This window comes from Acidovorax sp. (assembly GCF_046341535.1).
Lineage (GTDB): Bacteria > Pseudomonadota > Gammaproteobacteria > Burkholderiales > Burkholderiaceae_C > Acidovorax.
Genome location: NZ_JBKDRI010000186.1, coordinates 1 through 24,750, shown reverse-complemented (window position 1 = coordinate 24,750; position 24,750 = coordinate 1). Strand labels below are relative to the sequence as shown.

Below are 24,750 nucleotides of genomic sequence, written 5' to 3'. Positions count from 1 at the left end.
CTGAAGCTGCGAGCGCTCATCGTCCGTCAGCAGCAACTCGACTTTCGGTCTTCCTGTCCTCATGGCGGTATCTCCGTTCCCAAGATACCGCATTGGCATGCACGATTAATGCCAGAAATTAACGGGACATGACACTAGACGCCCCTGGGAAAAATTGAAACAAAACAGCCCATCGCGCTTGCTGCGTAATCATTTAATGCTGTCAATTTTATAAACGTGGCCCGCATGCACCTGGGTTCGGCGCGCGCAACGCTCCATCGGCCCCGCTGACCGGGCCCCAAACCCGTCCCATGAGAAAATTGCCGATTACTCCACAGAACTCCCAGGACAAGCACCATGGACGCAGAACGCATCAACCTCATCGGCACCACCCTCAGCGACCTGGCTTTGCGCACGCAAGAGTTACGGAGGTATCTTTGACTTCGATGCCAAATACGAACGGCTGCGCACGGTAAACGCATCGCTGGAAGACCCGGCCGTCTGGAATGACCCCAAGAAGGCCCAGGAACTGGGCAAGGAGCAAAAGTCTCTGTCCAGCGTTGTGGTCACGCTCGACAAACTCACCCGCGAGCTGGCCGACAACGCGGAGCTGTACGAGATGAGCAAGGACGATGGCGACGAGGCCGGCCTGATCACCATCGAGTCTGAGACCGCCAAGCTGCGCCCGCTGATCGAGGAACTCGAGTTCCGCCGGATGTTCAGCAAGGAAGCCGACCCGCTCAACTGCTTCATCGACATCCAGGCCGGTGCCGGTGGCACCGAGGCCTGCGACTGGGCCAGCATGCTGCTGCGACAGTACCTCAAGTACGCCGAGCGCAAGGGCTTCAAGACCACGGTCGAGGAAGAAACTCCGGGCGACGTTGCCGGCATCAAAAGCGCGACCATCAAGGTCGAGGGCGATTACGCCTACGGCCTGCTGCGCACCGAAACCGGCGTACACCGCCTGGTGCGCAAAAGCCCCTTCGACTCCTCGGGTGGCAGGCACACCAGCTTTGCCAGCCTGTTTGTCTACCCCGAGATCGATGATTCGATCCAGATCGACATCAACCCGGCCGACGTGCGCACCGACACCTTCCGGGCATCGGGCGCGGGCGGGCAGCACATCAACAAGACCGACTCGGCCGTGCGCCTCACGCACATCCCCACCGGCATCGTGGTGCAGTGCCAGGATGGCCGCAGCCAGCACGGCAACCGCGACATCGCATGGCAGCGCCTGCGTTCACGCCTGTACGACTTTGAAATGCGCAAGCGCCAGGAAGAACAGCAAAAGCTGGAAGACACCAAGACCGACGTGGGCTGGGGTCACCAGATTCGCAGTTATGTGCTGGACAACAGCCGCATCAAGGACCTTCGCACCAACGTCGAGATTTCTGCTACGCAAAAGGTGCTGGACGGCGACCTCGACGCGTTCATTGAAGCCTCGCTCAAGCAGGGTGTTTAGATGAGCGCCACCATGCCGCAATCAGGCGCATGCACGCGGGCGGCAGCACGCGTGCACTCCGAACTCATGATCACCGACTTTCTGGAGAGCATCCATGTTGCAACTGCCTAACGCAGACGGAAGCAGCGACGGCGCAAGAGCGCCCATCGCCGTGCGGCGCGAGGACTACGCCGCCCCCGCCTACTGGATCGACAGCGTCGACCTCACGTTCGACCTGGACCCTGCCAAGACGCGGGTGCTCAACCGCATGACACTGCGGCGCAACCGGGCCGTGCCCGCGCAGCCGCTGCGCCTCCATGGCGAAGACCTGAACCTGGCGCGCGTGCTGGTCAATGGGCAGGGCACCTCGTTCAAGATGGACGACTCGCGCCTGGTGCTGCAGAATCTGCCCGAGGGCGATGAACCCTTCACGCTGGAAATCTTCACCACCTGCTGCCCCGCCAAAAACACCCAGTTGATGGGCCTGTACGTCAGCCAGGGCACCTTCTTCACGCAATGCGAGGCCGAGGGCTTTCGCCGCATCACGTATTTCCTGGACCGCCCCGATGTGATGGCCAGCTACACCGTCACCCTGCGTGCCGACAAGGCCCAGTACCCGGTGCTGCTGAGTAACGGCAACCTGGTGGACAGCGGCCCTCTGGACGACGGCCGCCACTTTGCCCGGTGGGTCGATCCGCACAAAAAGCCCTGCTACCTGTTTGCCCTCGTGGCAGGCCAACTGGTGGCGCGCGAGCAGAAGATCAAAAGCCGCGCAGGTACCGACCATTTATTGCAGGTCTATGTGCGCCCCGGCGACCTGGGCAAGACGGAACACGCCATGAACTCGCTGATGCGCAGCGTGGCGTGGGACGAAGCACGCTTTGGCCTGCCGCTGGATCTGGAGCGGTTCATGATCGTCGCCACCAGCGACTTCAACATGGGTGCCATGGAAAACAAGGGGCTGAACATCTTCAACACGAAGTACGTTCTGGCCAGTGAGTCCACCGCCACCGACACCGACTTTGCCAACATCGAGAGCGTGGTGGGTCACGAATACTTCCATAACTGGACCGGCAACCGGGTGACCTGCCGCGACTGGTTCCAGTTGAGTCTCAAGGAAGGCCTTACCGTCTTTCGCGACCAGGAATTCAGCATGGATTTGGCCGGCAGCCCATCGGCCCGCGCCGTCAAGCGCATCGAGGACGTGCGCGTGCTGCGCACCGCGCAGTTCCCGGAAGACGCGGGCCCCATGGCCCATCCGGTGCGGCCCGACAGCTACGTCGAGATCAACAACTTCTACACCGTCACCATCTACGAAAAGGGTGCCGAGGTTGTGCGCATGCAGCACAACCTGGTGGGCCGCGAAGGCTTTGCCAAGGGCATGAAGCTGTACTTCCAGCGCCATGACGGACAGGCCGTGACGTGCGACGACTTCGTGCAGGCCGTGGCGGACGCCAACCCGACCAGCGCCATCGCACAACACCTGGCGCAGTTCAAGCGCTGGTACAGCCAGGCAGGCACCCCCCGGGTACAGGCCGTGGGCCGCTACGACGCTGCGACACGCTGCTACGCGCTCACGCTGTCGCAAAGCTGCGCCGCCACGCCGGGCCAGCCGGACAAGTTGCCATTTGTGATCCCGATCGAGCTGGGGCTGGTAGACGCTGCCACGGGCAGCGCCCTGCCCTTGCATCTGGCGGGTGAAGGCAGTGCTGACGCCGCGGTCTCCGTCACATCGCGGGTGGTCGTGCTTACGGAAACATCGCAGACGCTCACGTTTACTGGCATCCACGCGGAGCCCGTGCCATCGCTGCTGCGCGGCTTCAGCGCCCCCGTCGTGCTGGACATCGACTACAGCGACGACCAGCTGCCCACGCTGCTGGCCCATGACACCGACGCCTTCAACCGCTGGGAGGCTGCCCAGCGACTGGCGCTCCGATTTGCTATTACAAAGATAGCAAATATCGCAGACGCAGCAAGCGCAACAGGCGTTTTTGATCTAAAAATCCTCCCGGACACCTTCGTGGAGGCCCTGCGCGCCGTGCTTCGCAACCCGGCCCTGGATGCAGCCTTCAAGGAACTGGTCCTCACCCTGCCCTCGGAAACCTACATGGCCGAGCAACTTGACGTGGTCGACCCCCAGCGTATTCATCGCGTGCGAGAAGCCATGCGCGCGCAGCTGGCCCTGGCACTGCAACCCGACTGGGAATGGGCATGGGCGCAGAACCACGACACTGGCGGCTACAGCCCCGACCCGGTATCCAGCGGCCGCCGTGCACTCAGCGGCCTGGCGCTGCACATGCTGTGCATTGCGGCCCAAGCCAGGAACGATGCCGTATGGCCGGGCAAGGCATTCCAGCGCTTCAAGGACGCCGGAAACATGACCGACCGTTTCAACGCGCTCACGGCCTTGGTGTCCAGCGGCAGCGAACTCGCTGGGCCCGCGCTCGCACGCTTTCATGCGCTGTTCAAGGATGACCCTCTGGTCATCGACAAGTGGTTTGCACTGCAAGCGGGTGCGCCCGACCGCGGCGGCAACATCCTGCCGGCCGTGCGCAAGCTGATGCAGCACCCCGACTTCAGCCTCAAGAACCCGAACCGCGCCCGCAGCGTGATCTTCAGCTACTGCAACGGCAACCCAGGTGCATTCCACCGCGAAGATGCCGCGGGCTACGTGTTCTGGAGCGAACGCGTCATCGAGCTGGACGCCATCAACCCGCAAGTGGCGGCACGCCTGGCACGCGCGCTCGACCGCTGGAAAAAGCTCGCTGAGCCCTGGCGCGGCGCGGCACGCGAGGCCATCGCGCGCGTGGCCGCCAGGCCCGATCTGTCCAACGACGTGCGCGATGTTGTCAGCCGAGCGCTTGCCGGCTAACCCCCCCACCAGAGAACCCCCGATATGGCAAAACACATCAGCCTGACCCGCTACCTCGTCGAGCAACAGCGCATGGACGGACACATCCCCTCGCAGCTGCGTTTGTTGCTGGAGGTGGTGGCCCGCGCCTGCAAGAGCATCAGCCATGCCGTGAACAAGGGCGCGCTGGGCGGCGTGCTGGGCGCGGCCGGTAGCGAAAACGTGCAGGGCGAAATCCAGAAAAAGCTCGACATCATCGCCAACGAAGTGCTCATCGAAGCCAACGAATGGGGTGGCCACCTGGCCGCCATGGCGTCGGAGGAAATGGACGGCATCTACCTGGTACCCAACCGCTATCCGCAAGGCGAATACCTGCTGCTGTTCGACCCCCTGGACGGCTCCTCCAACATCGACGTGAACGTGAGCATCGGCACGATCTTCAGCGTGCTCAAGAAGCCGGATGACGACCGCGGCGTGGAAGCAGCCGACTTCCTGCAGCCAGGAACGCGGCAGGTGGCAGCCGGCTACTGCATTTACGGCCCGCAGACAACGCTGGTTCTGACCGTGGGCGACGGGGTTGCCATGTTCACGCTCGACCGCGAACAAGGCTCCTTCGTGCTGACCGAAGAGAACATCCGCATTCCGGAAGACACCAAGGAATTCGCGATCAACATGAGCAACATGCGCCACTGGGACGAACCCGTCAAGCGCTACATCGACGAATGCCTGCAAGGCAAAGACGGCCCGCGCGGCAAAGACTTCAATATGCGCTGGATTGCCAGCATGGTGGCCGATGTGCACCGCATCCTGACCCGCGGCGGCGTGTTCATGTACCCATGGGACAAACGCGAGCCCAACAAGGCAGGCAAGCTGCGCTTGATGTACGAAGCGAACCCCATGGGCTGGCTGGTCGAACAGGCCGGCGGCGCTGCCACCAACGGACGCCAACGCATCCTGGACATTCAGCCCACCCAGCTGCACGAGCGCGTCAGCGTCATCCTCGGGTCAAAAAACGAGGTGGATCGGGTGACCAGCTACCATTCCAAGCTATAATTTTGGGCTATCGCCGGTGTAGCTCAGTCGGTCGAGCAGCTCATTCGTAATGAGAAGGTCGGGTGTTCGATTCATCTCTCCGGCACCAAGTCAGCAAAGGAAACCCCGCTATCGAAAAGGTAGCGGGGTTTTTGTTTTTTCGCTCCTTGTAGTCGCCATGTAGTCAGTGCTACAGAGATTTCCCGTCCTCAAGCCGACACACCTCACCCGCAAAAAAGGCCTACGGACGGTGCCCTCCTCGCCATGGACCAGCTTCAGCGCTGCTGTGCTTTGAGGTGATATGCATGCGGGCTTTGTGTTGGTCGCCCCCAGTGCGTGCGTTGTTCAATCCACGGAAAGATTCCGAAAACAACGGCGGCAAAAGCAAAAAAAGCCCGCAATCTTTCGATTGCGGGCCTTTGCTATCAATGGTCGGCGTGGCGGGATTCGAACTCGCGACCCCTTGCACCCCATGCAAGTGCGCTACCAGGCTGCGCTACACGCCGACAAGCCTTTAATTATAAGCAGAAAATGGCTCACCCCGGGGAAAGCAGCGCGCGAATCTCAAATAATTCCTTGCGCACCGCATGACTGTCGAACGCCATCTCCCGAGTTCCGATCAATAGTCCTGGCACGCCATTCATTTCGATTGCAGATGGCAGCGAATCGGTGAATTCCTGATCGTCCTCCAGTTCAGACGAACTGCCCGCATGAACGATCTCCTGAAGGCGGTTGCGCGCCCCGCTGATCGTGAAACCCTGGTCGTAGAGGAGGTCACGAATACGGCGGATCATCAGCACCTCATGGTGCTGATAGTAGCGGCGGTTGCCCCTTCGCTTCATGGGGCGCAGCTGTGTGAACTCCTGCTCCCAGTACCGCAGCACATGCGGCTTGACGCAGCACAGCTCCGCAACCTCACCGATGGTGAAGTAACGTTTGGCGGGGATGGATGGAAGGGGGGAGCCCATGATGTGCGAAACGGACCAGTCAACCGATAAGCGTACCGCAGACAGACGGCCGCCGCCAGTGTGCGACCACGATCACGTCAATCGAGACGCAACATTATCATGCCGCCGGGGGTGATTGGATCTGTTCCTTGAGCTTGCTGCTGGCGTGAAACGTGACGACGCGCCGCGCCTGAATCGGAATCGCTTCTCCGGTGCGGGGATTGCGCCCAGGGCGCGGGGCCTTGGTGCGGATCTGAAAGTTGCCAAAGCCCGACAGCTTGACATCGCGCCCCTCGACCAGGCTTTGAGAAATCAAGTCAAAAAACGCGTCGATCATGTCTTTGGACTCACGCTTGTTCAACCCGATCTGGTCAAACAGCAAATCTGCGAGTTGCGCCTTGGTCAGGGCCGGCGTTTCAAGACTATCCACTGCAAATTCAATCATGGTGTGCGCCTTTGCTTGGTGGTCTATGGTCAGACGCGCAGACGTGCGCCGGTGCGATCTTTCAGTCGCTCAAGCACCAGCTGCACCGCCGACTCGATTTGCGCCTCGGTCAAGGTTGTTTCGTCATGGCCCAGGGTCATGCGCACCGCCAGACTTTTCTCACCCTGGTGCACTTGCGCCGCGGCGGGCGCGGTCTCCCCTTCGCGCAATGGCTTGGGTCGGTACACGTCAAACAGGACCGCCGATCGCAAAAGCCCGCCGGTGACAGCCTCGTGGACCGCAGCCATCACCTCGGCATGCGTCACACGCTCTGCCACCACCACGGCAAGATCGCGTTCAACCGCCTGTTGCTTCACAACCGGCCTGAACGACGGAACAGAACGGGTCAGCACCGCATCGAGTTCCAGTTCGAACAACAACGGGGCTTGCGGGAGATCCCATGCCTGACGCCATTGCGGATGCAGTTCGCCGATGAACCCAATGGCACGGCCATTCAAAATGACTCGCGCACAGCGGCCTGGGTGCATGGATGGGTGGCTGGCGGGCTCGAAGGCAGCCAGCAACGGGGCCAGCAAAGCCTCCACGTCTCCCTTCACATCAAAAAAGTCAACACCCTGCTCCGTGCGACCCCATTGGAGAGCATCCGCCGGGCCATACGCCAGCCCGGCCACCCGCATCGGCTGGTGGAAACCTTCCACCGTCGTGTCGGTGTCGCGCACGCTCGCATCGCGCAAAAACACCCGGCCCAGTTCAAACACCCGCACACGCTGCGCTTTGCGGTCCAGATTGAACTTCAAAACTTGTAGCAGAGAACCCAGCAGGGACGAGCGCATGACGTTCATCTGACTTGCGATCGGGTTCAGCAGGCGGATGGGCGCGGTGTTGCCCGCCAGGTCGCGCTCCCACGATTCCTCAACGAAACTGAAGTTGATGGTTTCCTGATAGCCCAGACCCGAGAGCGCATGGCGCACCGCAAATGCGCTGCGCGTGGCCTCCAGAGGCAACTTCGGCGTGATGGGTGCCAGCGGCGGCGTGGTGGGCAGGTTGTTGTAGCCAACCATCCTCGCGACCTCTTCGATCAGGTCCTCTTCGATGTTGATGTCAAAGCGATACGCGGGCGGCATGACCGTCAGCACGCCCTCGCTGTGCGCCACCTCGAGACCGAGACGCTGCAATGCATCAGCGCACTGCGCCTGCGTCAGCGGCATGCCGATCACCTTGGCGGCGCGGGCCACGCGCAGCGTGACCGGCCTGGGCAAGGGCAAGTTGATGGCGTGATCATCGATGGGGCCGCAGGCCGTCTGCGCGGTGCCACAGATGGCGATGATCAGCTGCGTGATGCGCTCGATGTGTTCGACCGTCAGGCTGGGGTCCACCCCACGCTCAAAGCGGTGTCCGGCGTCGGTCGAGAAGTTGAAGCGACGCGACCGGCCCGCAACCGCCTTGGGCCACCAAAAGGCCGCCTCGACGTAGATGTGGCGTGTGTCATCAGACACCGCCGTGGCATCGCCGCCCATGATGCCCGCCAGCGACTCCACTGCCTGGTCGTCGGCAATGACGCCTACTTTGTCGTCCACCGCAATGGTGTTGCCGTTGAGCAGCTTGAGGGACTCGCCCGGCTTGCCCCAACGCACCTCCAGCCCCCCATGAATCTTCTCGAGGTCAAAGATGTGCGAGGGGCGACCCAGCTCAAACATGACGTAGTTGGAGATATCCACCAGCGGCGACACACCGCGCTGACCGCAGCGCGCGAGCCGGTCGAGCATCCACTGCGGGGTCGCGGCGCGGGTGTTCACGTGGCGCACAATCCGGCCGGAAAAACGTCCACACAGGTCTGGCGCGCTCACGCGCACTGCCAGCTTGTCCGGCAAAGCCGCTTGCACCACCGGATAGTGCGGCTGCACCAGCGGCGCACCGGTCAGCGCCGAAAGCTCACGCGCAATGCCGAACACGCTCAGGCAATGCGCCAGGTTTGGCGTGAGTTTCAGCGTGAACAGCGTGTCGTCCAGATCCAGGTGCGCTCGGATGTCCTTGCCCACGGGCGCGTCTGGCGATAACTCCAGCAGTCCACCGTGGTCATCCGACAGCTTGAGCTCCCGAGCCGAGCAGAGCATGCCCTGGCTTTCCACGCCGCGCAGCTTGCCCACCTTGATGAGAAACGGCTTGCCATCGTCGCCCGGAGGAAGCTCCGCCCCCACCAGCGCGCAAGGCACCTTGATGCCGACGCGCGCGTTGGGCGCGCCGCACACAATGTTGAGCAAGGCGCCCTGCCCCACATCCACCTGACACACGCGCAGGCGGTCAGCGTCCGGGTGCTGCACCGCCTCCTTGATCTCGCCCACCACGATCTTGGAAAACGGCGGTGCGACCGGGCTCAGCGCTTCGACCTCAAGACCAGCCATCGTGAGCGTCTCTGCCAGCTCGTTCGTCGTCAAGGGAGGGTTGCAAAACTCACGCAACCAGGATTCAGGAAATTGCATAGTGGGACTTGTAGTCGGTGGGTGCCGTCACGGTTTGGCGCGGCCATTGCGGCTGTGTTACTGGAACTGCGACAGAAAACGGATATCGCCGTCAAAAAACAGGCGCAAATCGTTCACGCCGTACCGCAGCATGGTCAGGCGATCAGGCCCCATGCCAAACGCAAAGCCGATGTGTTTTTCGGGATCCAACCCCATGTTGCGCACCACGTTGGGATGCACCTGCCCCGAACCCGCGACCTCAAGCCAGCGGCCCGCCAGCGGCCCGGTTTGAAACTGAATATCGATCTCGGCGCTGGGTTCGGTGAACGGAAAGAAGCTGGGCCGAAATCGCAAGACCAGGTCGTCGCTTTCAAAGAACGTGCGGCAAAAGGCCGTGAAGATTACCTTCAGGTCCTTGAAGCTCACGTTCTCACCGATCCACAGGCCTTCGCACTGGTGGAACATGGGCGAATGGGTGGCGTCACTGTCCACCCGGTAGGTGCGTCCGGGGGCAATGACGCGGATCTCAGGCATGGACTGCCCCGCATCGAGCGCCGCACGGTGCTTCTTGACATGCTGAACAGCATGCCGGATTTGCATCGGACTGGTGTGGGTGCGCAGCAGGTGGGGGGCCGTGGCGGTACCGCCCTCCACATAGAACGTGTCGTGCATCGACCGCGCGGGATGGTCTTGCGGCGTATTGAGCGCGGTGAAGTTGAACCAGTCGGTTTCGATCTCGGGGCCTTCGGCCACATCGAACCCCATGGAGCCGAAGATTCGCTCGATGCGCTCCAGGGTGAGCGATACGGGATGCAACCCACCCTGCCCGCGCTGGCGACCCGGCAGGCTCACATCGAGCGCCTCGGCTTGGAGCTGAACCTGCAGTTCAGCATCGGCCAGAGCGCGGCGTCGATCGGTCAGCGACGCCTCGATCGCCTGCTTGGCAACATTGATGGCCGCCCCGCGAGACTTTTTTTCCTCGATCGAAAGCTGCGCCATGCCTTTCATGAGCTCGGTGACGCGGCCCGACTTGCCCAGAAACTGGGCCTTGGCGTTTTCAAGCTCGGCAGGCGTGTTTGCCTGGGCAAACAGGCGCGTCGCGCTCTCAATCAGGGAATCCAACTCGTTCATATCGACTCTTGAAAATAAACAAGGGCTAGTGCCTTTTCAAGCTCTAGCCCTTGCTGTTATTGCGCGAAAGGCTATCAACAAGACAGCCTTTGATCGTGATCTCAAGCAGCCAGCTTGGCCTTGACCTGGTTCACGATGCTGCCAAAGGCAGCCTTGTCGTGCACGGCGAGGTCGGCCAGCATCTTGCGGTCGATCTCGATGGACGCCTTCTTCAGGCCGTTGGCGAACTGGCTGTAGGTCAGGCCCAGCTCGCGCGCAGCGGCATTGATACGGGCGATCCACAACTGGCGGAACACGCGCTTTTTGGTGCGACGGTCACGGTAGGCATATTGCCCAGCCTTCATCACCGCCTGTTTGGCGATACGGAAGACGTTACCGCGACGACCACGGAAACCCTTTGCAAGGGCGAGAACTTTCTTGTGACGGGCACGGGCTGTGACACCACGTTTGACGCGAGGCATGTGTGTACTCCTTGTTCGTCAGTGATTACAGGCCAGCGCTGGGCAGCATTTGCGCGATCGAGCCCATGTTGGTCTCGTGCACACTCACTGCACCACGCAGGTGGCGCTTGTTCTTGGTGGTCTTCTTGGTCAAGATGTGACGTTTGAAGGCTTGACCGCGCTTGACGGTGCCACCTGGACGAACGCGGAAACGCTTTTTCGCGCTGCTCTTGGTCTTCATTTTGGGCATATTCATGCTCCTTTTTTCATTGTGCTCGTGAGGCGTTTGCAGACCGATCTGCAACCTTGTTGGCCCCGAGCCACTTTGACAGACGGCTTTCGCCATCTGGTTTGGCAGCGCTTTCGCACTGCCGCCTCAAGCCGCCTCGTACAAGGGCAGCTCAAATTTTGATACAGACCGCCGCGCCCGTCAGGTCGACAAGGCCGCCGAGCCCTCGGCGGCGGGCTTGGCCACCGGCTTCTTGCGGCCCGGCGCGATCATCATGATCATCTGGCGCCCTTCCAGCTTGGGAAACTGCTCAATGATGATGGTGTCCGCCAGATCATCGCGGATGCGGTTGAGCAGCGCCAAGCCGAGTTCCTGGTGCGTAATCTCCCGCCCGCGAAACCGAAGCGTGATCTTGCACTTGTCTCCATCTGCCAAAAAACGGCGGATGTTGCGCATCTTGATGTTGTAGTCGCCATCGTCCGTGCCGGGACGGAACTTGACTTCCTTGATCTCGATGACCGTCTGCTTCGCCTTCGCCTCGGCAGCGCGCTTTTGTTCCTGGTACTTGAACTTGCCGTAGTCCATCAGGCGACAGACGGGAGGAATCGCCGTGGCGGCAATTTCAACCAGATCCACATCCAGTTCGCCAGCCATGCGCAAGGCTTCCATCAGGCTGACGACACCCAGGGGCTCGTTGTCCGGCCCGGACAGGCGCACTTCCGGGGCCATGATTTCACGGTTCAAGCGGTGCTTTCGCTCTTCACGCTGGCGACGATCACGAAATTCAGTAGCGATGGCTATCTTCCTTCAATCAAAACACTACAAATTTTGTAGCAAAAACCGTACGATTGACGCGCGTAATACCCGTTTTCAAGCAAGAATCAGGCTTTGTTGGCGATGTCCTGGGCAATCAGCTCTGCGAAGGCCTCTACCGACATCACACCGAGGTCTCGATTTCCCCGGGCGCGCACCGCGACGGCTCCCGCTGCTTTTTCCTTGTCGCCCGCGACGAGGATATAGGGCAGCTTTTGCAACGAATGCTCGCGTATTTTATACGTGATCTTCTCGTTACGCAGATCGAGGGCCACCCTAAGGCCTTGATTGGGCAGCGCTTTTTGCAGTTTTGCTGCGATTTCGCGACAGTAATCCGCCTGCGCGTCGGTAATGTTGAGCACCGACACCTGCACGGGCGCGAGCCAGGTGGGCAGTGCGCCTGCGTGCTGCTCGATCAGAATTCCGATAAAGCGCTCCAGGCTGCCCACAATGGCCCGGTGCAGCATGATGGGGCGATGGCGAGCGCCGTCTTCGCCCACAAACTCGGCGTCCAGACGCTCCGGCATGTTCGGGTCGACCTGGATGGTGCCGCACTGCCACGGGCGGCCCAGCGCGTCCTTGAGCGTGTACTCGATCTTGGGTCCGTAAAACGCGCCCTCTCCGGGCAGGTACTCGAAGTCGCAACCGGATGCGCGCAAGCCCTCGGCCAATGCGTTTTCGGCACGGTCCCAGCTTTCCTCGCTGCCAATGCGCTTTTCAGGCCGTGTGGAAAGCTTGTAGATGATGTCTGTGAACCCGAAGTCCTTGTAGACCTTTTGCAGCAGCGTGGTGAATGCCACCACTTCGGACTGAATCTGGTCTTCGGTGCAAAAGATGTGGCCATCGTCCTGCGTGAAGGCGCGCACACGCATGATGCCGTGCAGCCCGCCGGTGGGTTCGTTGCGATGGCATTGCCCGAACTCGCCAAACCGCAGTGGCAGGTCACGGTAGCTCTTGATGCCCTGCTTGAAGATCATGATGTGCCCGGGGCAGTTCATCGGCTTGAGCGCGTAGTCGCGCTTTTCCGATTCGGTCACAAACATGTTCTCGCGGTACTTGTCCCAATGACCGGTTTTCTCCCAAAGACCCTGATCCAGGATTTGTGGCCCCTTGACCTCCTGGTAGCCGTTGTCGCGGTACACGCGGCGCATGTACTGCTCGACCTCCTGCCACACCGTCCAGCCCTTGGGATGCCAGAACACGGTGCCAGGCGAGTGCTCGTCGATGTGAAACAGATCCAGCTCGCGGCCGAGTTTGCGGTGGTCGCGCTTTTCCGCCTCCTCCAGCATCGTCAAATACTGCTGCAGTTCATCCTTGGTGGCCCAGGCCGTGCCGTACACCCGCTGCAGCATCTCATTGCGGTGGTCGCCGCGCCAGTAGGCGCCGGCCACCTTCATGAGCTTGAAGAACTTGAGCTTGCCGGTGCTGGGCACATGGGGGCCGCGGCACAGATCTTCGAAATTGCCTTCACGATACAGACTCACATCTTCGTTGCTGGGGATGCTGGCGATGATTTCGGCCTTGTAATGCTCGCCCAGGGCCTTGAAGTACGCCACCGCCTCGTCGCGCGGCAACACGCGGCGCACCACGGGCTCGTCCTTGGCGGCCAGCTCGGTCATCCGCTTTTCGATGGCACCCAGGTCCTCCGGCGTGAAGGGACGCTTGTAGGCAAAGTCGTAATAAAAGCCGTTTTCGATCACCGGGCCGATGGTGACCTGCGCCTCCGGGAACAGCTCCTTGACCGCGTAGGCCAGCAAGTGCGCCGTGGAATGCCGGATGACCTCCAGCCCATCGGCATCCTTGGCAGTGACGATGGACAGCCGACTGTCTGCGGTGATCTGGTAGCTGGTGTCCACCACCTTGTCACCCAGCTTGCCTGCCAACGCGGCCTTGGCCAGACCCGAGCCGATGGAGGCCGCAACTTCAGCCACCGTGACCGGGCCTGGAAACTCGCGCTGTGAGCCGTCGGGAAGCGTGATGTGAATCATGAAAGCAACTCTTTCTTTTCAATCGGTACGATGCAAGCGGGCTCGCGCGGGGCCCAGGAAACAAAAAAGCGCGGATCAGGTCCGCGCTCTTTGGAGTGGTGTGCAATCTCGTGCAGGCGCGAACAACCAGCCCTAGCGGCCGGACAAGGTCTCCGATGTCGTTCGCGGTGTCATAACCAGATTGCCTTTCTCGCCCTTGTGCGTTGAAACGGGTTTGATTTTAACCCGACCACCAAAAGCAAAAACCCGAAGCAGGTGCATCGGGCTTTTGCTGTGCGCATGTCACGCCCTGCGGCGCGCCGCGCCCCTGGTCAGTGGAACTGCTCTTCTTCGGTCGAACCCGTCAGGGCCTTCACAGAGGACGAGCCGCCCTGGATCACGGTGGTCACGTCGTCGAAGTAGCCTGCACCCACTTCCTGCTGGTGCGACACGAAGGTGTAGCCCTTGTCGCGCGCTGCGAACTCAGGCTCTTGCACCATCTCGGTGTAGTGCTTCATGCCTTCGCCCTGGGCGTAGGCGTGGGCAAACTGGAAGGTGTTGAACCAGTTGATGTGGATGCCCGCGAGCGTGATGAACTGGTATTTGTAGCCCAGAGCCGACAGGTCTTCCTGGAACGACGCGATCTGCTTGTCGTTGAGGTTCTTTTTCCAGTTGAACGAAGGCGAGCAGTTGTACGACAGCAGCTTGCCGGGGCAGGCGGCGTGCACGGCTTGCGCAAATTCACGCGCAAAGCCGATATCGGGCACGCCGGTTTCGCACCACACCAGGTCGGCATAGGGCGCATAAGCCACGCCACGGCTGATGGACTGCTCCAGACCGTTCTTGACACGATAAAAGCCTTCTTGCGTGCGCTCGCCGGTCAGGAAAGGCTTGTCGTTGGCGTCGTGGTCGGAGGTGATCAGGTTGGCGGCTTCCGCATCGGTGCGGGCCAGCACAATGGTGGACACCCCCATGACGTCTGCCGCAAATCGCGCAGCGATGAGCTTTTCGCAGGCCTCTTGCGTGGGCACCAACACCTTGCCGCCCATGTGGCCACATTTCTTGACGGCCGCCAACTGGTCTTCAAAGTGCACGCCAGCGGCACCGGCAGCGATCATGTTCTTCATCAACTCGAAGGCGTTCAGCACGCCACCGAAACCCGCTTCTGCATCAGCAACGATGGGCAGGAAGTAGTCGATGAACTCCTTGTCGCCGGGGTTGATGCCGCGGCCCCACTGGATTTCGTCGGCGCGCTTGAAGGTGTTGTTGATACGGCGCACCATGGTGGGCACCGAGTCATAGGCATACAGCGACTGGTCGGGGTACATGGTTTCGGACGTGTTGCCGTCCGCAGCCACTTGCCAGCCCGACAGGTACACGGCCTCCAGACCCGCCTTGGCCTGCTGCATCGCCTGACCGGCAGAAATGGCACCGAATGCGTTGACGTAACCCTTCTTGGCACCGCCATTGATCTTGTCCCACAGCTTTTCAGCGCCGCGCTTGGCCAGCGTGTGCTCGATGGGCAGCGAGCCGCGCAGGCGCACCACGTCGGCAGCGCTGTAACCGCGCTTGACACCCTTCCAGCGCGGGTTGTGAGCCCAGTCTTTTTCCAGGGCGGCAATTTGCTGTTCGCGGCTGAGTTGTTCGTTCAGGGATTGGGGCATGAGATCACTCCAAGGTAGGTTGAAAACGCCGGGCTGCATGCGCTGCCCTTGGGGTCCACTTTAAGTCTTCTATAAGACTTATGCAAGCTCTTATGTCTTATAGAAGAGATAAATATTCTTATTGAAAATCAATGACTTAAACACTTTATTCCTCAATGTGAAAATTTATTTCTCATATTGAGAAAATTTGACGCGTCGCAGCAGCATCACATCCCATGATACGGACAACACTTTTCGCATTGCAAAAACTAGTCGTCCATTTCTTCCAGCCAGTCCCCACCGGGCAACGTCGGAGCCCCATTCACACAGACGGGATTGATCTCATACAGGAAACACGCCATATCCGTGCCCATCACGGAGAGCAGCACACTGCGCTTGGCATATTCATCGCCGGGTTTCGGGCCCAGGCCTTCGATCAGGTCCAGCACGCTCTCCAGCGCGGGCTCGACCTCATAGACCTCGCCGACCACCCAGCCTCCGGCACCGAGCTTCAAGCCCGGGTAGCCCCCCAGCCGATACAGCGTGCCCTGCACTCTGGACATGCCGATGAAACGCGGCGCAGGCTGCAGCCTTGTGATGTCGTTGGAGCCACCACGGCGCAGCGTGCCGTACACAAAAACGCGTCGCGGGTGAGATGGGTCGCTGCATCCATCAGGCATGATTCGGCCACCTTTGGTGTTGAAGAAACCGCAGTCTAGTGAACACGCCCTCCCGCCCCGTCGCTTATGGCTGCCTGGCGTTGAGCATGGCGCTCGTGGGCAGTTATGTGGCCCTTTCCAAACCACTGGCGGCTGTCTTGCCCGTCTTCTTGCTGGCATGGCTGCGCTTTGGCATTGGCGGTCTGGCGATGCTGCACTGGCTCAAGAAGCCCCAAGACGAACCGCCGCTGACACCAGGCACCCATCGTCTGCTGTTTCTCGAATCGTTCCTGGGCAACTTCCTGTTCACCATTTGCATGATCTACGGCGTGAGCATGACGGATGCCGTCTCTGCCGGCGTCACCATGGCCGCCATTCCTGCCGCTGTGGCGCTGATGGGGTGGGTTTTTCTCAAGGAACGTATCACGCCGCGCATCTGGAGCGCGATCCTGTGCGCCGTGGTGGGCATCGCCCTGTTTTCGCTGGCCAAACCAGACGCTGCGGCGCATGCAGGGGGCAGCACGCTGACGCGCGAGGCTGGGCACCTGGCCTGGATGGGGCAGCTTCTGTTGGTCGGAGCTGTTCTGTGTGAGGCAGCCTACACCGTGATCGGCAAGAAGCTGACCGGAACTCTGGGGCCCAAACGCATCACTTCACTCATCAACGTTTGGGGCTTTGTACTGACCACGCCCTGCGGTGTGTACCTGGCGCTTCATTTCGACTTTGCGGCCGTGGGCGTTGGCACATGGCTGCTGCTGGTGTTTTACGCCATGGCCGCCTGCATGTGGACGGTGTGGCTTTGGATGACCGGCCTGAAGGCCGTGCCCGCCGCGCAGGGCGGCGTCTTCACGGTCATGTTGCCCGTGAGTGCAGCCACAGTGGGCATGGTCGTCCTGGGCGAGACGCTGACGCCCGTGCAGGTACTCGCGTTTGCGATTGCTCTTGCAGGTGTGCTGCTGGCCACCTTGCCCCCGACCGCCACATGGCGGCTGCGCGGCAAGGCATGATCATCCCTTGCATTCGCGGACCCGCACACGCACCGAATCGGTGCGACAACGCTCCGCTGCCCGTCGCCGCGACGCTCGGCAGGCAGCGGCTTTGTGTTAGCCCCACGCATCCCGCTGCGCGGCGCGGCGCGGCATAGACGCTACAAATTGAGGCAAAAAAGGCGCATCCCGCCTTGGAAACAGGATTTTTTCCCATTAGCATCAGCGTGCCAGAAGAAAGCTTGGTTTTCGCTGGTGTCTCTCTTACTTCCAACAAGGAAAACCCAACATGGCAACTGCAAAAAAGGCTCCGGCAAAAACAGCAACGGCAGCCAAGAAGGCGCCCGCCACCAAGGCCGCCGCCCCCACCAAAAAACGCACCCCCAATGCAGCGTTCATGAAGGCGCTCACGCCCAGCCCCGCATTGGCCGCTGTGGTGGGTTCGCAGCCGCTGCCCCGCACTGAAATCATCAGCAAGCTGTGGGTGTACATCAAGGCCAACAAGCTGCAGGACGCTACCAACAAGCGCAACATCAATGCCGATGCCAAGCTCAAAGATCTGTTTGGCAAGCCACAGGTGTCGATGTTTGAACTGGCTGGCCTGATTGGCAAGCACGTCAAGTAAGCACGCTTGGGCGCCCGAAAAAAGCCGGCACCGCCGGCTTTTTTTCGTCTGTACGGCGTGAAAGTGTGGTGCAATAACATCAACGCAAATGAGAATGATCCGCATTCTATGTAAGATTCTGGAGTTCGACCCTGCACAGCCATGTTGATCTAGCCACTGCCAGTCGCCCTTTCGCGGCGCGCCCTGCGCCGATTTGCACATTTCCATCGAAGGAGGCCATCTTGGCTAAATCACGCGCTGCGCGCCGCCGACACCTGTCGCGCATCCCGCCCACCCTCCCTATTGCCGATCTACCCCGATCCACCCCGGGCAAGGCATCTGAAGTCGCCATGCTGCCATTGGGCGCGCTGATGCTCGCTGCGTCGCTGGGTGTCATGGCCCAGACATCTGCCGGCGCGGAACGCACGCTGGCCCCGGTCGTTGTAAAGGAACGCGCAGAAGCGCCTGAAGGCAAGGACAGCGTTCGAGCTGTTGAAACCACGATCGGCAAAGGAAAGCAGCAGCTGCGCGACATTCCCCAGTCGGTCACGGTCGTGACCGAGCGGCTGATCGACGACCGCAATCTCGACACGGTGAAGGAAGCCCTCAAGAACACCGCAGGCATCACGTTTCTGGCAGCGGAAGGTGGGGAAGAAGACATCCGCCTGCGCGGCTTTGCCCTGCAAAGCACCGGCGACATGTTCATTGACGGCATCCGGGACCCAGCCTTCTACGACCGCGATACCTTCAACCTTGACCGGCTGGAGCTGCTGCGTGGCTCAGCCTCCATGCTGTTTGGCCGCGGCTCCACCGGCGGCGCGGTCAACCAAGTCAGCAAGGCGCCCCGGCTTCTCGATACCCACCAGGCTGACCTGACCCAGGGCAGCCACCAGTACCGCCGAGTCACTGGCGACTTCAACATCCACACCGGCGAAAACGCGGCGCTGCGCCTGAACGCGATGAGCACGACCGCCGACAACAACGGGGCCGGTAGCAGCATCGAGAAAAAGGGCGTTGCCGGATCGTACGCCTGGGGCATTGGAACCCGCGACGAGTTTTCGCTGGGCCTGTATCACCTCGAAAACAAGAACGGAATGAACTACGGCCTGCCGTGGATCCGACCGACGGCGACTTCCCCTGCCAGCGCAACAACCCTCCTGCCGGTCGACCCAAGAAACTACTACGGGGCCGCCAGCGACTACAACGCAGGCAGCGCCAGGTTTGCCACACTCGGACACATCCACCGCTTTGACGGAGCTGCCGAGCTCAAGACCCAGCTGCGCCTGGGCCGCTTTGAGCGTGACCAGCGTGCAGGAGCTATCCGGCTGGCACGGGCTGCCCTGCAGCCCGGCGGCGCCGCGGCCAGCCTGTCCAACTTCGGCCCGAACACACGCCTGACGCGCGGCACCCACCTGAAGATTCAGGACATGGACACCGTCCATCTGCAAAGCGACTTCGGCAATAAATTCACAGCCCTCGGATACAAGCACGAGCTGCTGGCAGGCGCCGACTACACCCATGAAAAGAAGACGGTGTTTGCCGCGCGCTCGGCCGCACAAGGCGGCGTGGCGCCCGCGAAACCTACCACCACCGTGGGCACGCCCAACGATGGAGCGACCGTAGACGAGTCGTCACGGGTTCTTCGCACTTCAAGCGACTTCGACGCCAAAGGATATGGCTTCTACGTTCAGGACCTGATCCAGATCGCTCCGCACTGGAAGCTGCTGGGTGGCCTGCGCTACGACAACCTCGATGGCGGCTACAACGGTTATGCCATTCCGGCCACGGCCGCAGGTCCGATCACGACCACGGGCTACCGCCAGAAGGTCTCAGAGTGGAGCAAGCGTGCGGGCGTGCTGTACCAGCCCAACGCCATGCATTCCTATCACTTCTCGTATGGCACGTCTTACAACACATCGGGCGACACGTACTCGTACAGCGCGCAGACGGTGAACACGCCCCCCGAGGCCAGCCGCAACATCGAGATCGGGGCCAAGCTGGACAGCCAGGACAAGCGCTTCACTACGCGCCTGGCGCTCTTTCACTCGACCAAGTACCGTGAGCGCAATACCGACCCGGACCTGAACATCGCCGTGCTGTCAGGCAAGCGCCACGCGGCTGGCGCCGAAATCGACGTGACCGGCCGGCTGACGCCCAAGTGGGAGGTTTACGGCTCCTACATGTGGATGCCCAGCGCGAAGATCGACCAAGGTGCCGAGGGCGCCGAAGGCCAGGGCTCCCGTCCATCGCTCACGCCACGGCACAGCGGTACGGTGTGGACCACCTACCAGATCACGCCCGCACTTCGCGTGGGCGGCGGGCTGAACTTCCGTAGCGCGCAAACCCCCAACCGCAATCCCGGATGGGAAGTGCCCGGCTACGTCACCGCCGACCTGATGGCAGAGTACACGATTAGCGAACGCTACACCGTCAAGGCCAACCTGAGCAATGTTACCAACAAGCTGTATGCCGACGCCGTCTACAGTGGCCATTACGTGCCCGGCGCAGGTCGCGTCTTCCAGATCACCGCGAGCATGAAATTCTGACCACTGTTTCCACAGACTCCAAGGTCATTGCCGCCCCTTTGCCGGGGCGGCATTTTTCGTTGAATTACCCACCATGCTACTCACGCTTCCCTACCTCCTGTCCCCGCAAGATCTGAACGCTGCCAGCCAGCTGCTGAAATTCGCCGCGTGGTCCGACGGCAAGGACAGTGCCGGCTCGCAGGCACGCCTGGCCAAGAACAACCAGCAGCTACCGCGTGACAGCGAAGCCGCGCAACGCATCGCCGCCATGGTGATGGGCGCGCTGGACCGCAGCGCGCTGTTTCTCACAGCCACCCTGCCCAAACGGGTCTTTCCTCCGCGCATCAACCGGTATGGTGGCTCGGCCAACCACTACGGCGACCATGTAGACAGTGCTGTCCGGCAGATGGCTGACCGGCGCGAGCGCCTGCGCACCGATATTTCGTGCACTGTCTTTCTGTCAGACCCCGAGGATTACGACGGCGGTGAACTGTGCATCGACGACACCTTCGGTGAGCGGCAGGTCAAACTCCCTGCGGGTCATGCCGTGATTTACCCGGGCACCAGCGTCCACCAGGTACGCCCGGTCACCCGCGGGCACCGCATCGCCTGTTTTTTCTGGGTTGAGAGCATGGTGCGCAGTGACGAACAGCGCAGGCTGCTCTATAGCATGGACATGGCCCTTCTGCGCCTGCGGCAACTGCACGGCGAATCCGCAGAAACCGTGGCGCTCACCGGCACATACCACAACCTGCTGCGCATGTGGGCGGATACATGACGAGGCCCGGTGACGCACAGGCCTCACGCGAGGCCGACGCCAATGGCCCAGCCCCCGTAAACCTCGCAGACCATGAAGCGATGGCGCGGAACGCGATGGATGCCAACGCCTGGGCGTATTTCAGCGGCGGGGCAGCCGACGAGCTGACCCTGACCGCCAACCGACAGGCGTGGGACCGGCTTTCACTACTGCCGCGGGTGTTGTGTCCGCTCGCCGGGGGGCACACCCGGCTATCCCTTCTGGGGCGACAGCTTGCCCACCCTGTGCTGCTTGCGCCCATCGCCTACCAGAGGCTTGCGCATCCGGACGGTGAGCTGGCGTCGGGGGTCGCAGCAGCAGCGCTGGGCGCCGGATTTGTACTGAGCACGCAAGCGACCACGCCGCTGGAGGACATTGCAAGGGCAGTGCAGCACGACCCGGGGCGAGGACCGCTGTGGTTTCAGCTGTACTTGCAGCATGATCGCGGCTTCACCCGGGAACTGGTCCAGCGTGCTGAGCGTGCCGGCTACGAGGCGCTCGTGCTGACGGTCGACGCTCCCTGCCACGGCGCGCGCGACCGCGAGCGCCGTGCGGGCTTTCATCTGCCCGCCGGAATCTCGGCCGTGAACCTGCTGGGCATGCGCCCGCCTCCTGAAAACGACCTTGCGCCCGGCCAGAGCGCACTGTTCGACCGGTTGCTCCACCAAGCGCCGTCGTGGGCAGACGTCCAGTGGCTGCAGGGCATCACAGCGTTGCCGATCGTGCTCAAGGGTGTGCTGCATCCAGAAGATGCTCGGCAGGCGTCAAGGCTGGGCGTGGGCGGGCTCATCGTATCCAACCACGGCGGGCGAACGCTGGACTCCGCCGTCAGCACAGCCAGGGCACTGCCGCGCATTGCAGAAGCGGTTCGTGGTGAGATCCCGCTGCTGGTCGATGGGGGTATCCGGCGCGGGACCGACGTGCTCAAGGCGATAGCGCTCGGCGCCACAGCGGTCCTGATAGGCAGGCCGTATATCCATGCTCTGGCGAACTCGGGGGCTACAGGGGTCGCCCATGTCCTTCGTCTGCTGCGAGACGAACTGGAGATCGCGATGGCACTGACAGGTTGCGCATCACTTGCTGATGTGGCGCCGGAATTACTGGTCCGAGAGTTTCAGCGCGACGACCGTTGACGCGACTTCAACGTGTGACCGCTGCCGTGGCCCACAGCCGCACAGGTACGCACTCTGCACGGAGGTCCTTAACACCCGCACAGGCGCGATGAGCCCATCAGCAACCGCGAGCATTGAGGCAGGGCATGTGCAACGGGCCATCACCCCACTCAACGACGGTACACCTTCCGCATTCCCCCTGCTGCTGATGCGGATCAGAGAGTGCGATTGCAAATGCAACCAATTCGCATTTATAATTACCTTACCGTGTTGCCAGCCCTTGCTACTTATTCGCCATGATCGTCTGTGTCTGCCGCCGGATCTCCGACCGCGAAATTGCCCGCCATGCGCGTGCTGGCATGAGCTTTGATGAAATCCAGTTCGAACTAACTGTAGCCACCCAGTGCGGCTGCTGCGAAGGCTGCGCGCGCGACGTGGTGGCGCAGTGCAGCCCTTCGCGCCCTGTGGCGACCTTGCACAATGAGGTGGCCTCTCACACCATGGCGGGCGCCTGCCCCGCCCTGTAATGCCAGACTCAGATCTGGTTTTTACACTGGCTGGCAGCCTGGCCGTGGTGGCAGCGTCGGCCTGGTGGATTTTTCGCAACTGACTCCCCATTTGAGGTCCTATTGGCCGCTAGCGCTTTTTCAATCAGCGCGCAGTGCTATCTTTTTTATGTCGAACCCAGATCGTTTTGCCACGCCCGGTGGCGTCAACCGCAATGCCGTCATCATCGGCTCGGTGGTAGCGCTGCATGTGGCTGCCCTGTGGGCGCTGCAGTCGGGACTGTTGCGGCGCGCGGTCGAAGTGGTGGTGCCTGCTGAACTGATCAGCGAATTCATCGCCCCGCCAGCCCCCAAGGTGGCCCCCCCTGCACCGCCAGCGCCGCCTGTCCCTCCCCCTCCGGCCCCGCGGCCCAAGGCAGCGCCGCCGCCGCCCCCGGCACCGCTGGCCATTGCCGACCCCACGCCAGCGCCCAATGCGCCTGCGGGCGTCACGCGCCCGCAACCAACGGGGCCCCAGGCAGAGGCTCCCGTCGCTGCGGCACCGCCTGCTCCCGCAGCCCCCCCGGCGCCGCCAGCCCCTCCAGCGCCGCCGCGCATCGAGATGCCGTCCAGCGACGCTGCCTACCTGAACAACCCCAAGCCGCCTTACCCCGCCATCAGCAAACGCATGGGCGAGCAGGGCAAGGTGGTGCTGCGGGTTCTCATCGGCGCCGACGGCCTGCCGCAAAAGGTCGAAATCAGCCAGTCGAGCGGCTTCGACCGCCTGGACCGCCAGGCACAGGAGGCCGTGATGCGCTGGCGTTTTGTGCCGGGCAAGCGCAACGGCATCCCCGAAGCGATGTGGAGCCTCGTTCCCGTCAACTTCGTCCTCGAATAAACCCCATCACCGCACCGGGAGCTCTATCATGGAATCGCAATTCGGCATCGCCAACGTCTGGATACAGGGCGACTTTGTCACGCGCGCCGTCGCCGTCATCCTGCTGGCCATGTCGCTGGCCTCGTGGATCGTCATCCTCATCAAGGCGCTGGACATCATCAAGTTCAAGAAGCACACGCGCAGCGCCCAGGATTTCTGGCACAGCGAAGATTTTGCCGCCGGCCTGTCCAAGCTCGGCAACGACCCGTCCAACCCCTTTCGCCACCTGGCATTGGAAGGCCGCGAGGCCGCGGCCCATCACCGCAACACCAAGGCGCACCTGCACGACGCGCTGGACGTGAGCGACTGGGTCACGCGCTGCCTGCGCAACTGCATCGACGAGTTCACCGCCCGCCTGCAGTCGGGCCTGGCCATCCTGGCATCGGTGGGGTCGACCGCGCCGTTCATCGGGCTCTTTGGCACGGTATGGGGCATCTACCATGCACTGCTGGCCATTGGCACATCCGGCCAGTCCACCATCGACAAGGTGGCCGGCCCCATTGGCGAGGCGCTGATCATGACGGCGCTGGGCCTGGCGGTGGCCATCCCGGCCGTGCTGGGCTACAACGCGCTGGTGCGCGGCAACAAGTCCATCCTGGGCGGGCTCAACAGCTTTGCCCACGACCTGCACGCCTACTTTGTGACCGGCGCCCGGGTCAACGCAGGCGGGGACCAGGCCAGCAAGGTGCTGCCCCTCAAGAAAGGCAGCTGAGCCATGGCTTTCGGAACCCAGGACGATGCAGACGAGGTGATGAACGAGATCAACATGACGCCGCTGGTGGACGTCATGCTGGTGCTGCTCATCATCTTCATCATCACGGTGCCGGTGATGAAGCACTCGGTCAACGTGGACCTGCCACGCGCCACCAACCAGCCAGAAGACATCAAGCCCGAAACGGTGCGGCTGTCCGTGGCAGCCGACGGCAAGTATTTCTGGAACGAATCGCAGGTCAGCGATGAGGAACTGCTGTCTCGCCTGCAGGCCGAAGCCGCCAGGCAGCCGCAGCCCGACCTGCACATTCGCGGCGACAAGGACGTGCGGTACGAGCGCGTGGCCCAGGCCATGGCAGCGGCGCAACGCGCAGGTGTGCGCAAGATCGGATTCGTGACTGAGCCGCAGCGCTGAACTTCTAGGAGCCTGTCGGACTTGGAGCGTCGAAAGCGAAAATCGGCCCCAGCGAGGACAGTTTTTGCCGAATTTGCAGCCCCATAGCCGAGCTATGGGGCAAAAAGGCGGTTAAAAATGGACCGCTGCGGTCGATTTGCAGC

At 61.8% G+C, this 24,750-nt stretch carries 22 protein-coding genes and 2 tRNA genes; 13 read left to right on the top strand and 11 right to left on the bottom strand.

Going from position 1 to position 24,750, the window contains the following annotated elements; all coding sequences use genetic code 11:
* Nucleotides 1-336: 336 nt before the first annotated feature.
* From prfB to ACK543_RS14120, 4 genes are all read left to right on the top strand, one after another.
* A protein-coding gene (gene prfB, locus ACK543_RS14135) for a peptide chain release factor 2 (protein WP_409943475.1) occupies nt 337-1,441 on the top strand; the annotation gives its coding sequence in 2 pieces (ribosomal slippage) (nt 337-417 and nt 419-1,441; 1,104 coding nt in all).
* Nucleotides 1,442-1,535: 94 nt separating this feature from the next.
* Nucleotides 1,536-4,292: an aminopeptidase N gene (gene pepN / locus ACK543_RS14130; RefSeq protein ID WP_409943474.1), complete on the top strand. Its 2,757-nt coding sequence runs from the start codon at nt 1,536-1,538 to the stop codon at nt 4,290-4,292.
* 24 nt (nt 4,293-4,316) lie between these two features.
* Nucleotides 4,317-5,324 carry a class 1 fructose-bisphosphatase gene (locus ACK543_RS14125; RefSeq protein ID WP_409943473.1) on the top strand — a complete coding sequence of 336 codons (1,008 nt, stop codon included), beginning with the start codon at nt 4,317-4,319 and terminating at the stop codon, nt 5,322-5,324.
* Between the two features lie 12 nt (nt 5,325-5,336).
* Nucleotides 5,337-5,412 (top strand) — tRNA-Thr (locus tag ACK543_RS14120).
* 320 nt (nt 5,413-5,732) lie between these two features.
* Here ACK543_RS14120 and ACK543_RS14115 read toward each other — a convergent pair.
* The 11 genes from ACK543_RS14115 to ACK543_RS14065 form a co-directional block, all read right to left on the bottom strand.
* Nucleotides 5,733-5,809, bottom strand: a tRNA-Pro gene (locus tag ACK543_RS14115).
* 30 nt (nt 5,810-5,839) lie between these two features.
* Nucleotides 5,840-6,271 (bottom strand): MerR family transcriptional regulator, encoded by a 432-nt coding sequence (locus ACK543_RS14110; protein ID WP_409943472.1) that lies wholly within the window; start codon nt 6,269-6,271, stop codon nt 5,840-5,842.
* Nucleotides 6,272-6,368: 97 nt separating this feature from the next.
* Nucleotides 6,369-6,695 carry an integration host factor subunit alpha gene (locus tag ACK543_RS14105; RefSeq protein ID WP_409943471.1) on the bottom strand — a complete coding sequence of 109 codons (327 nt, stop codon included), beginning with the start codon at nt 6,693-6,695 and terminating at the stop codon, nt 6,369-6,371.
* A 29-nt stretch (nt 6,696-6,724) separates the two neighbouring features.
* On the bottom strand, nt 6,725-9,175 hold the full coding sequence (gene pheT / locus ACK543_RS14100; protein WP_409943470.1) for a phenylalanine--tRNA ligase subunit beta: 2,451 nt from the start codon (nt 9,173-9,175) through the stop codon (nt 6,725-6,727).
* Nucleotides 9,176-9,232: 57 nt separating this feature from the next.
* Nucleotides 9,233-10,285 (bottom strand): phenylalanine--tRNA ligase subunit alpha, encoded by a 1,053-nt coding sequence (gene pheS, locus ACK543_RS14095; protein ID WP_409943469.1) that lies wholly within the window; start codon nt 10,283-10,285, stop codon nt 9,233-9,235.
* Between the two features lie 101 nt (nt 10,286-10,386).
* The gene (gene rplT, locus ACK543_RS14090) at nt 10,387-10,746 is read right to left on the bottom strand and encodes a 50S ribosomal protein L20 (protein ID WP_027475500.1); all 360 of its coding nucleotides are present in this window, start codon (nt 10,744-10,746) and stop codon (nt 10,387-10,389) included.
* 25 nt (nt 10,747-10,771) lie between these two features.
* A complete protein-coding gene (rpmI, locus tag ACK543_RS14085; protein ID WP_409943479.1) occupies nt 10,772-10,975 on the bottom strand; it encodes a 50S ribosomal protein L35 in 204 nt (67 codons plus the stop codon).
* Between the two features lie 180 nt (nt 10,976-11,155).
* Complete coding sequence (gene infC / locus ACK543_RS14080) at nt 11,156-11,755, bottom strand: translation initiation factor IF-3 (protein ID WP_409943478.1); 600 nt, start codon at nt 11,753-11,755, stop codon at nt 11,156-11,158.
* A gap of 80 nt (nt 11,756-11,835) precedes the next feature.
* Nucleotides 11,836-13,755, bottom strand: a complete 1,920-nt coding sequence (gene thrS / locus ACK543_RS14075) for a threonine--tRNA ligase (protein WP_409943468.1) — start codon at nt 13,753-13,755, stop codon at nt 11,836-11,838.
* Between the two features lie 311 nt (nt 13,756-14,066).
* On the bottom strand, nt 14,067-15,398 hold the full coding sequence (aceA, locus tag ACK543_RS14070; RefSeq protein ID WP_409943467.1) for an isocitrate lyase: 1,332 nt from the start codon (nt 15,396-15,398) through the stop codon (nt 14,067-14,069).
* A gap of 248 nt (nt 15,399-15,646) precedes the next feature.
* Nucleotides 15,647-16,057, bottom strand: a complete 411-nt coding sequence (locus ACK543_RS14065) for a gamma-glutamylcyclotransferase (protein ID WP_409943466.1) — start codon at nt 16,055-16,057, stop codon at nt 15,647-15,649.
* Between the two features lie 86 nt (nt 16,058-16,143).
* Here ACK543_RS14065 and ACK543_RS14060 point away from each other — a divergent pair, with 86 nt between their 5' ends.
* From ACK543_RS14060 to ACK543_RS14020, 9 genes are all read left to right on the top strand, one after another.
* Nucleotides 16,144-17,043, top strand: coding sequence for a DMT family transporter (locus tag ACK543_RS14060; protein WP_409943477.1), 900 nt, complete (start codon nt 16,144-16,146; stop codon nt 17,041-17,043).
* Nucleotides 17,044-17,311: 268 nt separating this feature from the next.
* Entirely contained in the window at nt 17,312-17,647 is a 336-nt protein-coding gene (locus tag ACK543_RS14055; protein ID WP_409943465.1) for an SWIB/MDM2 domain-containing protein, read from the top strand.
* Nucleotides 17,648-17,976: 329 nt separating this feature from the next.
* Complete coding sequence (locus ACK543_RS14050) at nt 17,977-20,172, top strand: TonB-dependent receptor (RefSeq protein ID WP_409943476.1); 2,196 nt, start codon at nt 17,977-17,979, stop codon at nt 20,170-20,172.
* A 73-nt stretch (nt 20,173-20,245) separates the two neighbouring features.
* Nucleotides 20,246-20,929 carry a Fe2+-dependent dioxygenase gene (locus tag ACK543_RS14045; RefSeq protein ID WP_409943464.1) on the top strand — a complete coding sequence of 228 codons (684 nt, stop codon included), beginning with the start codon at nt 20,246-20,248 and terminating at the stop codon, nt 20,927-20,929.
* On the top strand, nt 20,926-22,080 hold the full coding sequence (locus tag ACK543_RS14040; RefSeq protein WP_409943463.1) for an alpha-hydroxy acid oxidase: 1,155 nt from the start codon (nt 20,926-20,928) through the stop codon (nt 22,078-22,080). The genes ACK543_RS14045 and ACK543_RS14040 overlap by 4 nt, the downstream gene beginning before the upstream one ends.
* A 275-nt stretch (nt 22,081-22,355) precedes the next feature.
* Nucleotides 22,356-22,586 (top strand): bacterioferritin-associated ferredoxin, encoded by a 231-nt coding sequence (locus tag ACK543_RS14035; RefSeq protein WP_409943462.1) that lies wholly within the window; start codon nt 22,356-22,358, stop codon nt 22,584-22,586.
* 148 nt (nt 22,587-22,734) lie between these two features.
* Entirely contained in the window at nt 22,735-23,442 is a 708-nt protein-coding gene (locus ACK543_RS14030; protein WP_409943461.1) for an energy transducer TonB, read from the top strand.
* Between the two features lie 28 nt (nt 23,443-23,470).
* Complete coding sequence (locus tag ACK543_RS14025; RefSeq protein ID WP_409943460.1) at nt 23,471-24,193, top strand: MotA/TolQ/ExbB proton channel family protein; 723 nt, start codon at nt 23,471-23,473, stop codon at nt 24,191-24,193.
* A gap of 3 nt (nt 24,194-24,196) precedes the next feature.
* Nucleotides 24,197-24,607, top strand: a complete 411-nt coding sequence (locus ACK543_RS14020; protein ID WP_300456444.1) for an ExbD/TolR family protein — start codon at nt 24,197-24,199, stop codon at nt 24,605-24,607.
* Nucleotides 24,608-24,750 lie beyond the last annotated feature (143 nt).